The 14,204-nt window shown below is 60.8% G+C and carries 8 protein-coding genes; 5 read left to right on the plus strand and 3 right to left on the minus strand.

What is annotated here, in order from left to right:
* Nucleotides 1-851 precede the first annotated feature (851 nt).
* Entirely contained in the window at nt 852-4,493 is a 3,642-nt protein-coding gene (locus HMPREF3104_RS12585; RefSeq protein WP_141738136.1) for a hypothetical protein, read from the plus strand.
* Nucleotides 4,494-5,393: 900 nt separating this feature from the next.
* Nucleotides 5,394-6,071, plus strand: coding sequence for a hypothetical protein (locus HMPREF3104_RS04920; RefSeq protein ID WP_070494637.1), 678 nt, complete (start codon nt 5,394-5,396; stop codon nt 6,069-6,071).
* A gap of 200 nt (nt 6,072-6,271) precedes the next feature.
* On the opposite strand, the gene HMPREF3104_RS04925 is transcribed toward HMPREF3104_RS04920, so the two are convergent.
* Nucleotides 6,272-8,365 (minus strand): YhgE/Pip domain-containing protein, encoded by a 2,094-nt coding sequence (locus tag HMPREF3104_RS04925; RefSeq protein ID WP_070494638.1) that lies wholly within the window; start codon nt 8,363-8,365, stop codon nt 6,272-6,274.
* Entirely contained in the window at nt 8,362-8,940 is a 579-nt protein-coding gene (locus tag HMPREF3104_RS04930; RefSeq protein WP_246816360.1) for a hypothetical protein, read from the minus strand. Before HMPREF3104_RS04930 ends, HMPREF3104_RS04925 begins: the two co-directional genes overlap by 4 nt.
* A gap of 46 nt (nt 8,941-8,986) precedes the next feature.
* Between HMPREF3104_RS04930 and HMPREF3104_RS04935 the strand changes: the two genes are divergently transcribed.
* A complete protein-coding gene (locus tag HMPREF3104_RS04935) occupies nt 8,987-9,610 on the plus strand; it encodes a TetR/AcrR family transcriptional regulator (RefSeq protein WP_246816361.1) in 624 nt (207 codons plus the stop codon).
* A 7-nt stretch (nt 9,611-9,617) separates the two neighbouring features.
* Here the strand turns inward: HMPREF3104_RS04935 and HMPREF3104_RS04940 are convergent, their stop codons facing one another.
* Nucleotides 9,618-10,349: a hypothetical protein gene (locus HMPREF3104_RS04940; protein ID WP_070494639.1), complete on the minus strand. Its 732-nt coding sequence runs from the start codon at nt 10,347-10,349 to the stop codon at nt 9,618-9,620.
* A 272-nt stretch (nt 10,350-10,621) separates the two neighbouring features.
* On the opposite strand from HMPREF3104_RS04940, the gene HMPREF3104_RS04945 reads away from it, so the two are divergent.
* Nucleotides 10,622-11,611, plus strand: coding sequence for a methylenetetrahydrofolate reductase (locus HMPREF3104_RS04945; protein WP_070494683.1), 990 nt, complete (start codon nt 10,622-10,624; stop codon nt 11,609-11,611).
* Between the two features lies 1 nt (nt 11,612).
* Nucleotides 11,613-13,865 (plus strand): 5-methyltetrahydropteroyltriglutamate--homocysteine S-methyltransferase, encoded by a 2,253-nt coding sequence (metE, locus tag HMPREF3104_RS04950; protein WP_070494640.1) that lies wholly within the window; start codon nt 11,613-11,615, stop codon nt 13,863-13,865.
* Nucleotides 13,866-14,204 lie beyond the last annotated feature (339 nt).

The raw sequence follows: 14,204 nt of genomic DNA on the forward strand, positions 1-14,204 counted from the left end.
TCCAAAAAAGCACACATTTTGTCGCTTAACCCGCTGCAGAGCCGTTAGGGCATTCTTCGGCGCCACTGTACGTGATTGCACACAAACATCGGATAAGGCCCGCCGAGCGGCTATCCGATCTTTATCGTTATCGGACAACTCCACCACCCCGCCGCTCGGCCAGCGTTCCCTTCAGCCCATTGTTTCTGCAGGTAGAAGCGTTACAAAAACAGGCTGCTCGCTAAACCTCGTGGAGGCGGCTCACGGCGATACCTAAAGATCGGATAGCAAACATCGGATAGCGCCCATGCCCTTGCGGCAAGCCAGCTTCGTTTTCAACAAATATGCAGGGGAAGATATGCAGGTCTGCAGGTCACGGGCTATTTTCATTAACAGGCGTCTTATTGAAAAAACGCTCTGACCATTACTCCTGCATATCTTCCCCTGCATATTTGCGTTCGGGTACTGTTCGGGTACTGTTCGGGCACTGTTCGGTGGTCGGCCGTCGTCAAGGTCAAGCAGGCGATGCAAACGCTCAGGACACCCCCAAGACACCAACATCTAAGAATCCAGCAGCCAGAACCCCATGAAGTCTTAAGCTTAGTGCCAGATTACCCCCGTTATAGGGGAGATTTTGTTGATACGACCCCTATTTCTGAGAGTTTAATATGACGCATCACCATTCTGTTTAGCCAGAATATAGGGCTTTTTGCGTACCTTTAGGTTTGATTAGTTCTCCGGGGCTAAATTCTGGTCGCAAGCCTCGAGTCAGATAAGAGCAACCTTACTGTAGAGTTACTGACTGATATTTGAATGACGTGTTACAGAGTATTTTCTTAATGTTCTGTAACCCCAACACGGAGTAATCAGTCTTGTCTCAGAATTTGAAGAAGAAGATTCTCGCCGCAACCGTGGCGGGTGTCACTGCATTGAGCACGGTAACCGTTGCACCGTCCGCTCAAGCGTTTAGCTTTACCTCTACCTCTACTGTCACCCAGAAGCAGCAGCGGGGCGAAACCAGCCAGATTCTGTCCTACTACGAGAAATTCCCTCGAGAAGAAGAGCAGAAGATCCGTCAGGAGATTCAAAGCGCTGACGTGTTTGCCCCGGGTCTCATGCAGTCCGACATCGGTTTCGGCTGGTGCGTCGACCTTGGCCTGCACGCTCCTCAAAACTCACAGGTAAAAAACCACAGCTATGAGGTTCGAAAGCTCACCGGTCAGTCCGGTGCCTACGGCGATGGCCTAGGTCTGCACGACGATATCCGTGTAGCTGCAGTCAACGTGACCAAGGAGCTCCTGAAGGCTGCTGAAGCAGGCAATGATGGCCGCGTACAGAAGCTGAACCTGGTTCTCCAGGCGCTGCTGGGCAACAACCTGGGTCACTTGAACGGTGTTCGCGAGAACTTCTACTACAACAAGGGTGGACTGACCAACCGCGAATTTGAGTACCTGACCGGTTTCAAGGTTGATCATCGCCAGCAGGCAAAGCCTGGCAACCTGGAGACCAACTACTACTTTGTTAAGACCTCGCGTCACAACGAGATCAAGCGCACCGTGAAGTCTTACGAGTACATCACGGTTCTGGTGCCCACGAGCTACAACACCAAGTCCGCTGCGGTGAACTTCAAGGCTCCGCAGCGTCTGATCACGATTTACCAGCCGGGCCTGGAGATCACCCCGAAGCCGAAGCCGGAGCCGACCCCTGAGGTCACCCCGGATCCGAAGCCGACCCCAGAGCAGCCGACGCCGGATCCGAAGCCGACGCCGACCACTGAGACTGCAACTGAGACCACGACCAAGACGACCACTCAGACCACCACCGCCACCACGACGGTGACGCATGAGCCGTCCACCACCACGGTTGTTGTTCCGGGCGAGAAGGAAACCCGGATTGAGAAGCACTACTTCTACTCCTACTTCTGGTCCTTCGAGTCCTGGAACAACCAGTCCCGCAAGATCACGGTAGAGAACAACTCCAACGTCAAGGTCATTGGTGAGGAGTGGGTTGAGTGGCGCCGCGAGGGCAACACCATCATCATCACCCCGAAGCCGGGCTCCAACGGCAAGACTGTCAAGGTCATCGTGACCAACCCGGATGGTTCCCAGTCTGAGCACGTGATCAACATTGAGTACAAGACCCAGATCACCACTGGCGGCTCGATCGAGATCGTTTCCAACCAGCAGGCCGAGATCACCATTGAATCTGGTGATTCCTACCGCGTGATTGGTGGCGACAGCCTGATCCGCGTTGTGGAGCGCAACGGCAAGCTGATCATCGTTGGCGTTGAGGGTGCAAGCGGCACCGACACCATTGTTGTTACGGACAAGTACGGCAATGAGATCCACTACAAGATCACGGTGACCACCCCGTCCATCAAGAACAACACGTTCACTCTGGAGAACGGCTCCAGCAGCCGTATCACCATCGAGAACTCCAATTGGGAGTACAGGGTTGTTCAGGGCCAGGATCTTATCGACGTTTCCCGTAACGGCAACCAGCTGATCATCACCGGCAAGGAAGGCGCCAATGGTGCTGCGATCGTTGAGGTTGTAGACGCTCACGGCAACGTGATCTACCGCTACTCCATCAACGTCGTGTGGAACCAGCAGGATGCTGACGCTCCGGAGTTCTCCTACCGCGTTTCCAACCTGGGCAACCTGAAGGTCAATACCGAGTCCGGCCACAAGCTGACCATCACTGAGAATGGCCACCTTGTTGAGCTGACCCAGAACGGCACCCAGTGGATCATCGTTCCGAAGCAGGATGCTGAGGGCGTTGTGGTGGTTGAGGAGCGTGACGGTCAGGATCGCCTCGTCGCTACGCACAAGATCACCATCTTCAAGGCGCAGGTTCAGACCAGCTACCTGGAGATCTACAACACCCAGGAGATCAACGGCCTGCCGGGCAAGGACCTGACCATCGTCAGCGGTTCTGAGCACGCCGACCTGAACAAGAACGGTTCTACCTGGACCCTGACCCCGAAGAAGGGCGCTGAAGGCACCGTCGTCATCGAGGACCGTGATGAGCACGGCCGCGTGATTGGCAAGATCCAGGTCACCATCAAGGCACAGCCGGTTGTGGTGCAGGAGCTGAACAAGGACATCTTCAACAACGTTGAGCACAAGCTGACCTTCTCCGAGGGCTGGAGCTTCAACATTGTTGAGAACCAGGCTGACGTCACGGTTGAGCGCCAGGGCGACAAGCTTGTTGTTAAGCCGAAGCCGGGCAAGACTGGCCGCGTCTACATCGAGCTGAAGAACGAGCACGGCCAGCTGGTTGGCAAGGTCACCCTGAACGTGAAGAACCCGCCAGCAGGCAACCGGACCCGCGTGATTGAGAACTACTCCGTCATCGTGATCAACGTTCGCGGCAACAACAAGCTCGTTGTCCGCGAGGGTGGCGACCTGGTTGTTATCGACGGAAACAAGGTCACCCCGACCGGCAAGCCGGGCACCGTGATCATTGAAGAGCGTGACGCCAACGGCAACGTGGTCAACGTCCACACGATTGAGATCAAGCCGGGCAAGACCACGACCGAGACCAACACCAACACGGTTGTTGAGATCGAGATCACCGAGGGCAACACGCTGACCCCGAAGCCGGGTCAGGGCGGCGACCTGGTCATCATCGACGGCAAGGAAGTCAAGCCGAAGGGCAAGCCGGGCACCGTGATCATCGAAGAGCGCGATGGCAACGGCAACGTGGTCAACACCCACGAGATCGTGATCACCGACAATAACCCAGCTCCGAAGCCGGGCACCGTTGAGACCGATGACCGCGACGGCAAGACGCCGAACGACTACAACTCCGGCAACACCACGATCGAGATCACCGATTCCAACGTCAAGCGCAACCCGGACGGTTCCATCACCGTGACGGTTCCGGGCGGCAACAAGGGCAACGGCAAGATCGAGATCACCGACGGCAATGCGGATGACTACAACATCGTGCAGAACCCGGACGGCACCTGGACCATCACCCGCAAGGATGGCAAGCGGGTTGACGGTGTCAGAATGATCTGGGTCAGCAACAAGACCACCAACGTCAACATCAACGGTCTGTCTTCCCGTGAAGACGGTGAGGGTGGCTCCAGCAAGCTGGATGATAAGTGCATCTGGTCCATCGTTGGCCTGACCGCACCGCTGGCGCTGCTGATCCCGCTGGGCATCCTGTCCCAGGTCAGCATCCCGGGCCTGGAGCCGGTTCACCAGCAGCTGAACATGGCAGTCCAGCGTGCGAACACCTCGCTGCAGCGTGGCCTGGGTATCTACGACGAGGACAAGGCTGGACGCGCAGCTGGCGTTGACGCTGCACTGCGCGGCATTGACGCAAGCCAGCTGGCTCTCGCCGGCGGCGCCCTGGCTGCCGTGGCCGTAGGCCTGGCCATCCTGGACGGTGTGCTGCGTGCATGCGGCAAGGAAGAGGCAACCTCCTCCTACGCCATCCAGCAGGCAGTGGGCAAGGCCAAGGACAAGAAGGCCGAGAAAGAGGCAAAGCGCGAAGAAAACTAGCGCCTTAGCCCCTTGCAGTAGTACTTAGCGGGACCCCAACCGGATTCGTCCGGTTGGGGTTTCGCGTTTTCATACCCGCTCAAAGTCCCGTGCGCGTAGTTTTGTCGTAGTGATTCTGGAAACCAGGCGCATATCCAACCGTGGCACCTCAACCGCCGCCGAGACGAACTGGTCTCTTTTACCCTTGAGGTAGCCGATACTTCGCCGTTTCAGCCTGGAGTTCGACATCGTAAACGTTCCCTGATCCACAACACATCAAAGACCAACAGCGTGCAACGAGGATCCTGCGCCCCTCCCCGACCTTGGTGCCCCATCAGACGGAAAGGTCCTTTGCCCCAGATGCCAACAGCCAGTAATGCCGAACTTTCGTGCATCCACGATTCAAAAACACAAGCGCAAGTGGCCCAAAAGCAAAAGCGTCTGGGCCATCAGCTCCAGCTTGCCCGGACAAGGCAAGAAACGTTAACCCTTTAGCCCGGAAACCCACCCCCTCCCACCTGCGCATTTTGCGTTTTGAAATTTCGGGGGCACCCGCAGGCCCAGCCCCGCTCCAGCCCTGGCCTCGCCGCAACTGCACGCTGGGAGTAGCTCCGATTGAAGGAACCCGTTTGGAGGATCCCGTTTTCGCCGTCTTTTCGGGGTCTAAACGGGGTCCCGAAAACGGGATCTAGCCCACGATCTAGCCCACGAGGCGCATTTGGGCGCTCGCCCCACACTCTCGGAAACCCCGAACGCACAATCCCCGAGCGGAACACTACGGATACGCCGTGTTTTTGGGGCCTACACGTAGTGTTCCGCTCGGGGTTTAGCGCAAAGAGGCGCTTTCCGGGCCGGTTCATCCAACTTTCAGTACTATGACGCAACTAAGTACTAGCGATAGATGCGAGAGGACACGCCCTCATGAGCAAACACGCAAGGAACGTAGCGACAATCGCAGTCGTCGGGGCACTGGCCCTGGGGCTAGCCGGTTGCGCGGAGACAGAGTCAGCGCCAGAAGCGTCCCCTGAGACAACGCAGGAGACAACTGCGGAAGCAAGCCCAGAAAAGACCACCGAAGAAACCACCGCGCAGGCTTCCGACTTGGTGGAGGTCAGCTCCGGCCCGTTGACAATCAAGGTGCCGAAGAGCTGGGAAGTGTACGACCGATCTACTGATCCGGATGAGTTGCCAGACCCGTGGGTTGTTGGCGTGTTGGATGTTGAGACGGTGACGCAGATCCGCATGTCAGAGGACAGTGGTCAGGCTCCGCTTGCCGACGCCACGAATTACATCATCCTCGGCGGCAACGCGATCGCCCAGGCGGGCAAGGTTGAAGAGCGCGGTTCCGATGACGTGGACATCCAGGGTGCTGACAACGCGATGGTGTCCTTCTTCGAGTACACCGACAATGACGGTGACTTGTGGAATGGCCTGCTGCTTTCCGCAGGCACGCGTGCCACGGGCAACGTGGCCACCATGGAGCTGCTCAGCATCAGGGACGGCGGCCTGAGCCAGGATGAGGTGATGGAGATTGTTAACAGCGCCACCTATGACGTGTCGAAGGCCCCCGAAGTCGACGCCGTAGACCTCACGCAGTAGACCTCACGCCGTAAACGCTTAGCCAACCGCAACGCTAGACCCCGAACGGAAGACTACGGATAGGCCGGGTTTTGGGTATCTATCCGTACTCTTGTATTCGGGGTTTAGCGCAAAGAGGCGCGGTTCGGGCTGGTGGAAAGCCGCCAGCCGACGCCGTAGCCAGCCGACGCCGTAGCCAGCCGACGCAGCCAACCCAGCCGTTAGACGGCGATTTCGGGGTGGATGTCTTTTTCGCGGATGTTGCGTCGTAAACGAAGCGCCAGACACGACGCCACCCAAGCGCCGACGGCCAGGCACACGAGCACGATGATGCCGCGCATGAGGCGGGGGTCGGTACTCGTGGTGCCGAACATGGCGATGCGGGTGAGGTCCACCACGTACGTCATGGGGTCCAGCTTGTGGATCCATTGGATGAACTCCGGCTGCACCTCGGGCGGGTACAGGCCGTTCGATGCCACCAGCTGCAGGGACATCAGGGCCATAGTGGTCAGTCTGCCTATGGACGGCCCAAACAACGCATTCAACGCAAAAATCGTGGTGATGAAGGACCAGGAAGAAATCAGCAACACCGCGAACATCCAGACCGGGTGGACTGGTTCCACCTTCAGCACCAGCACCTGCACGACCCACAGCGCCACTACCTGGGCAAGGCCGATGAGGTAGGAGGGGATAAGGGTGTTGAGGGCGACTCGGTACGCACGCGCCCCGGAGTCGATGGCGCGCCGGGAAAGCGGCGGGAAGATCATGTAGGCGATCAGGCCGCCGAACCAGAGCGACAGGGCCAGGAAGAAGGGGGAGAGGCCGCGGCCGAAGTAGGTCACGGAGTCGCCAACCTGGTTGACCACCACGGGGCGCGAGGCGGCGTCCACAGCCTTGTTCAGGCGGTCGCCTTCCCAGCGGGGGGCTTGCTGGGCGCCGTCGGAAAGTTTGACGGAGAGTTCACCGGTGCCGTCGGAGAGTTGCACGAGGCCGTCGTTAAGCGAACCAAGCCCCACAACCAGCTGGTTGGAGCCGGCCGCAAGCTGGGAGGATGCGTCGGCTGCGGTGTTGGCGGCGACGACGAGCTGGCTGGTGCCGTCCTTCAGGCGCGTGATGCCGGCCATGAGGGTGCCGGAGCCGTTTTCAAGCTGCGCGAGGCCGTCGGCAAGCTGCTGCGCAGCAACGGCCGCGCGGTCCATGCCGGAGCGGAACTGGGCGGTCGGGTCCTGCAGCTGGTTCGCCAGGTCATGGGCGCCCTGCTGCAGCTGGTTCATCTGGGCGACCAGGTCAACGCCGGCAACGGTGGTCAGCGCCCCCGAGTTGAGCTGCGCGCGGGTGGCGCGAGCCTGGTTGGCAATGATCTCAGAGCCGGGGACGGGGGAGGCGTCCAGGTCGGCGATGACCTGGGCAAGGCCTGCGTCGATGTCGTTGAGTGCGGCCTGCGCGGAGCCTAGAGAATTAGCAAAGCCGGTGATCTGGTCCACGCCGCCGGCGATCTGGGCCGCGCCCGCGCCCAGGCGGTCCGTGCCTTGCTTTAGCTGGTTCAAACCATTCGACAACTGCTGCGAGCCGCCGGTTGCGGAGGTAAGGCCGGTGGAGAGGCGCTGCGCGCCGCTATAAAGCTGGCCCATGCCGTCGTCCAGCTGGCGTGCCGCGGGCGGCAACTCCTGGAGCTTGGAGTTGAACTCCTGCATGCCGCTGTCCAACTTGCCCGCGCCCGCGCCGAGCTGACCTGCGCCATCCTCGGCCTTTTTGGCGCCGGCGTCGAGCTGGCTGGCGCCATCGGCGGCCTTATCCATGCCTTCGCCGACCGTGTTGAAGCCGACGAAGAGCTGTTCAACCACCTCCGCGCCAACCGTGCTGGAGACGGCCTCAGCCACTTGGCCACTGGCCACGTTGCCCAGCATGGTTGGGATAAAGCCGTTGGTTTCATTCAGCGTGACGTTGATCTTGGCCTGGTGCGGGTTCTCATCGCGCACGCTGGTGGCGGCGGCGGTGAAGTCCTTGGGAATCTCCATGGCCATGTAATAGGTGCCGTTGTCCACGCCCTCGCGGGCTTCGTCGGCGCTGATCAGGTGGAAGTCCATCGGGGACTGCGCGAGCAGCTCATCGACCACCTGTTGGCCGGCGTCGCCCTCGTCAGAGTTGACCAGGGCCACGGGCACTTTGTGGAAGTTGCCCAGCGGGTCGTAGTAGCTCCAAACAAAGAGGCCGCCAAAAAGCAGCGGCAGCAACATGATGGCAATCAGCGCCAGTGGGGGAAGCTTGCCGTGAAAGAACTTCCGGAAGTTTGTTCCAATGTGTAGTCCGCTCATAGCTCCTCATTCACTGTGGTCACGATGACCGGTACGCGCGCCGCCACCTTGGTTAGGTCCTGCAGGATTTCGTGGCGTAGCGCCATCTTTTTCAGCTGGTCAATGTCGTCGACTACCAGCAGCTCCGCGTCCGGGCGCGAGATCAGTGCCAGCAGGATGCGAAGCCGGAAGCGGTCCATCACGCCAAGATCACCGACTGCTTTGTCTACGTCCAAGTTTTCTAGCCGCAGCGGTTCGAGCCAGGGTGCAACCAGCTTGTGTTCCATGATGTTTTTGGGCACGCGCGCGAAGAAGGGTTGCGCCCAGGCAACTTGTTCGCGGATGCATTCGCGTGCGCTGACCATGCGTTCGAGTTCGTCGATAAAATTCACCCCGGCAAGCGCGGTGCGCTTGAAGCCGGGGCCGTCGACTGAGCCGGACTGCGGTTTGTGCCGGCCGGCGAGTGCCATGGCGAGTTTTGTGCCGCCTACCTCGCGTTTGGTTTGGATGATGGTCATGCCTTCACCCGCTTCGAGGTTGATGGGGTTACCCCCGTCGTGCACCACTAGATCGTGTGCTGTGAGTACTGTTTTCATAATTCTCCAAGCGGAGGGTTTACTATCACTTATAGATGGTGATATCATGCTCGCGAAAACTAAAGCTGTCAAGAAGGGGGAGCCCTTGCGTGCCGACGCCCGTTTGAAACGCGCACAAATCATCACCACGGCCATGGAGCACTACCGCACAAAGCCGGCTTCTCAAGTGACGTTGGAGAGTATCGCTGCTGATGCCGGTGTGGGTATTGCCACACTGTACCGTCACTTTCCTTCGCGCGCGGCACTGCGTGAAGCCTGCGCAATAGGCTTCATCGAGCTTCTAGAGGAATACCTGCAGAAAACCGTGCAGGAGTTTGACTCGAACCCCGAAGAGAAGTGGGAAACCTTCGTACTCACGCTGATGGATTACGGCGTAGGCATGCTGGTGGGCGCGTTGGTGGCTGACCTGCCAAGCACCGATGACTGCGAGATGGAATCGGAGTACGAGGAGTTCTTCCAGCGCCTAGGCGAGCTGCTGCACAAAGCCGCCGCACACAAGCTGATTGACCCGGACCTGACGCCCATTGAGTTCGCCACCGAACTGATCGTGGTTACCCGTCCGATGGATGAGCAGTTCACGGCGCTGTTTCCTGACGTACGCCAGCGCCTCGTGCGCCACCTGCTGACCGCGTGGCGGGCAGCAGGTGCAGCGCAGGGCGCTGCGAACTAGTCGCGGATTAGTCCTCTTCGCGCAGCTGGTGGCGTGGGGCGGTGGCTTCACGCTGATCATCATCAAGCGCGTCGAGGGTGGTCAGCTGCTCATCAATAGAGGAGAGCAGCTCCTCGTCGCGGACTGTCGGCTCCTCACCAAGCGGGCCGGCAGCGTGCTTGCCGTAGTCATCCTTTTCGTAGTCATCTTCCGTGCGGGTGGAGTACACCAGCGTGGCGGTGCCAGCGGTGCCGGTTTCCGTGCGCGTGGGCTCCGGGGTGTAAGCGTGCTTGCCGGCAGCCTGCCTGTCCAGCTTTTCTGCTAGGACGAACTCCCACAGCGCCCAGCCCGCGGCGGCAAGACCCGCGGCACCCAGCAGGCCGCCGACAACCTTGCCGGCCTTGCCCTTCTTCTTTGCAGGCTTTTTGCCAACCTTCTCGGCAGCCGCGCTCTTGATGTTGTTGAGCGCCTCGCGCCGCGCCTTGCGGTCCGGGGCAGCCGCGGCGAAGGCGGCGCGGCGGCGGTCGAGGCGGTCGTGAATGTCCCGGGTGACGTCGCCAGCCTCAGCGCGCGCGTCAGTAAACAACTCTTCTAGCTGATCGATGTTGGCCTTTTCCGCGACCTCGCCAATCCGGCCGTTCTTCACGGCCTCCAACAGCGCGTCATACACTTCGCGCTCCCGTTTGTCCGCGCTGTTGCGCAGGTAGTTGTAGGCGTCCGTTGCGCCGCGCACGGCAAGCCTCAGCAGTGTGCTGTTCATGGGGGTGCTCCTTCTCATTGCAAATTTCTGTGACACAACAAGCGTAGCTAATTTGCACACGCATGAAATGAACCAAGCGGTTCATTTCGCCGAATATTATTCACCCGAGAAACCCCCGATAGCCTGCACGGACACAAAGTAGACCAAGAGGTACATTGTGTCGGTTATGAACGCGGAATAACTTTTCAAACCACCGTTGAAAAACGGTGCAGAGCGCAAGTGCCCTACCCGGCCAGCCGCCCCAATTGAGATCCGAAAGGCAGATGTTTTCCATGCGTGGAACTATTGCTTCGACGCGGCTGTCCGCCTCAGCGCCACTGGACACCGCAGAAGAAGCACTTGGCACAGGCCTCGAGACAGGCCCCGGTGCAGACCAGGGTGTGTCGCGGCGCAGCCGCACGGCGCTCAGCTTTGAGCTGATCCCGCCGCGCAACACCGCTGACACCGAGAAGCTCGACGAGCTGATCGGTGGCCTTGCCGCGTACCACCCGGATTACGTCTCCGTCACCAGCTCCATGCGCAGCGATTGGCTGGAGGGAACCTCCGCGCTGATCGCGCGCATCGCCAGCACCACCGATCTGCGCCCGATCGCTCACCTCGCCTGCACTGCCGGCACCAAGGTTGAGCTTGAGGGCTGGATCCGCCAGCTTATCGACGCCGGCGTGCGCGGCTTCCTCGCCCTGCGAGGAGACCTGCAGCCAGGCCAAAAGGCGCTGCCGGAAGGCTACCTGCCGTATGCCACCGACCTGTTGAACCTGATCAATGAGGTCCAGGAGGAAGAGGCGTTTCGCCTGGCAGCAGGCAAGTTGGCGCTGTCTGTGGCCTGCTACCCAAGCGGGCACGCGGAGAGCAAGAACTTCGACCATGACTTAGACGTGCTGTTGGCAAAGCAGCGTCTCGGGGCAGACTTCGCCATCACGCAGCTGTTCTTCGACGCCGCCGACTACCTGGAGTTCGTCGAGGTAGCGCGCATGGCAGGCGTGCGGATTCCCTTGATCCCCGGCATCATGCCGATCACTTCGCTCGCCAGGGCGAAGAGGATGGGTGAGTTGAGTGGGTTGGAGGTTCCGCGTGGCGTCGAAAAGCAACTGAGCTCCGCCGCAACCGGCGAAGAGGAGTATGAGCTGGGCATGGAGCTTTCGGCGGACCTGGCGCGCACGATTCTGAACGCGGGCACGGGCGGTCTGCACATTTATACACACAACAATCTCGCCGTAACGCGCGACCTTTTGCAGCGCATTGGCATCGAACACAAGGATTAACATGACGTTTCCCAAGGCAACCATCGAAGGCTACCCGCGTATCGGCGCGAACCGTGAGCTCAAGCGCGCGCTAGAAAGCTACTGGGCCGGGCGTATCGACGCTGATACGTTCCGCTCCACCACCCGCGCCCTGCGCATTGATACCTACAACCACCTGCGCGACCTTGGCCTGGACGAGGATTACGCAATCCCGGCGGATGTGGCGTACTACGACCAGGTGCTTGAAACCGCACTCACCGTAGGCCTGGTGCCGGGCGGCACCGACCTGGACGAGGAATTCGCCCTGGCCCGCGGCAACGATGAGCGCGTGCCGCTGGAGATGACCAAGTGGTTCGACACCAACTACCACTACCTGGTGCCGGAGATTTCCGCAGGCCAGGAGATTAAGGCCGTGCCGGAGCGCGTGCTTCGGCTTGTGGAGGAGGCCCGCGAGGCTGGCCACACCGTGCGCCCGTACCTGGTTGGCCCGGTCACGCTGATCGCCCTGTCCAAGCCGGCCGAGTGGTCGCTGTTGCCGGCTCTTGTGAACGCCTACGCTGAGGTTTTCAGCGCCCTGAAGGACGCCGGCGTGGAGTGGGTCCAGGTGGCAGAGCCCGCCGTGGTGGCAGACCTGTCCACCCCGGACGCTGAGATCGCCGGCTACCTGCGCGAGGCCTGGACTAAGCTGCTGGCTGCCGATGCTCGCCCGAACGTCTACCTGACCACCCCGTACGGCGCTGCCCGCGAGGCGCTGCCGGTACTCGGCTCCCTTGGCGTTGAGGCGCTCCAGGTGGATCTCGCGCCGTGGACCCTGGACGTGGACCCGGATTACGCAAAGCACGTCCGCGAGGCTGTTGGCGCTGGTACCACCCTGGTTGCTGGTGTTATCGACGGCCGCAACGTCTGGGCCGCCGACCTGCGCAAGAAGGTTGCGTTGCTGGAGGAGCTGGGCGTGGCCGACAACCTCCACGTGACCACCTCGACCTCGCTGCAGCACGTGCCGCACACGCTCAAGGCAGAGAAGAACCTGCCGGTGGACGTGGCCAACTGGCTCTCGTTTGCGGACGAGAAGATCGCCGAGATCAAGGCGCTCGTTGCAGGTGAAGAGGCCGCCGCTGAAGCCTTCAGCCGCTCCGACCGCGCAGTGCGCACCCGCGCCGAATCCGAGCGCACCCACAACGCCGCCGTTCAGGAGCGCGTCGCCGCCCTGCCGGAAGGTTCCGTGCAGCGCCAGCCGGTGTTTGAGGAGCGCATCAAGGTCCAGCACGAGGAGCTTGGCCTGCCGAAGCTGCCGATCACCACGATCGGTTCCTTCCCGCAGACCCCGGAAATCCGCAAGGCCCGCGCCGACCACAAGGCCGGTACGCTCACCGATGAGCAGTACAAGGACGCCCTGAAAGCCGAAATCAAGCAGGTCATCGAGCTGCAGGAAGAGATCGGCATCGACGTACTCGTCCACGGTGAGGCCGAGCGCAACGACATGGTCCAGTACTTCGCCGAGCTTCTGGACGGCTTCGTGGTCACCGAAAACGGCTGGGTCCAGTCCTACGGTTCCCGCTGCACCCGCCCGCCAATCGTGGTCGGTGACATCTCCCGCCCGAACGCGATGACGGTGGAGTGGGCCTCCTACGCCCAGTCCCTTTCCGACAAGCCGGTCAAGGGCATGCTCACCGGCCCGGTCACGATCCTGGCCTGGAGCTTCAAGCGCGACGATGTGCCTTTGTCTGTCTCCGCCGACCAGCTCGGCGTTGCCCTTGCAGACGAGGTTCGCGACCTTGAAGACGCCGGCATCAACGTCATCCAGATCGACGAGCCCGCACTGCGCGAGCTTCTGCCGCTGCGTGCCGACGACCGCGCCTCCTACCTCGACTGGGCCGTCCGCTCCTTCCGCCTAGTAGCCCTGGACGCCAAGCCGGCAACCCAGATCCACACCCACCTGTGCTACTCCGAGTTCGGCCAGATCATCGAGGCCGTCGCCGCGCTTGACGCGGACGTCACCTCCATCGAAGCCGCTCGCTCGCGCATGGAACTGCTTGAGGACCTGGATGAGACCTTCCACTCCGAAATCGGCCCCGGCGTGTGGGACATTCACTCCCCGCGCGTGCCTTCCAAGGACGAGGTTGCGGACCTCCTGCGCGCTGCGTTGCAGAACGTTCCGACCGAGCGCCTGTGGGTCAACCCGGACTGCGGCCTGAAGACCCGCGGCTACAAGGAAGTCGATCCGTCCCTGCGTAACCTGGTCGCTGCCCGCGACGAGGTCGTCGCTGGTCTCTAGTCCGGCTGGGGCGTTGTTGCCTGGCCGTTGGCTGGTGGCCTTCGGCGCTCGGCCCTTGCCCGTTAACCCCGTGACCTGGTGTTATTTGCCCAGGCCACGGGGTTTTCTTGAGCTCTTGCCCTGTTGCCCTAGCCCTGTTGCCTTAGCCCGTAGCTAATCCCACGCGCCACACCAGCCTCATTGCAACCAAGGCCGTTTGTTACGGATGTGACGAACGCGACCTGGGTTTTTGTAAACGACCCCCGGGTCGCTTACAGCCCAATGGCGTCAGCGCCAACTAACCCGCTGCAGTAATTTCCAAATTGCAGCATTCCGGCCCCTAAACGCCCAGGTGGCGAC

The sequence above is a fragment of the Corynebacterium sp. HMSC30G07 genome, from assembly GCF_001806945.1.
Classification (GTDB): Bacteria; Actinomycetota; Actinomycetes; order Mycobacteriales; family Mycobacteriaceae; genus Corynebacterium; species Corynebacterium riegelii.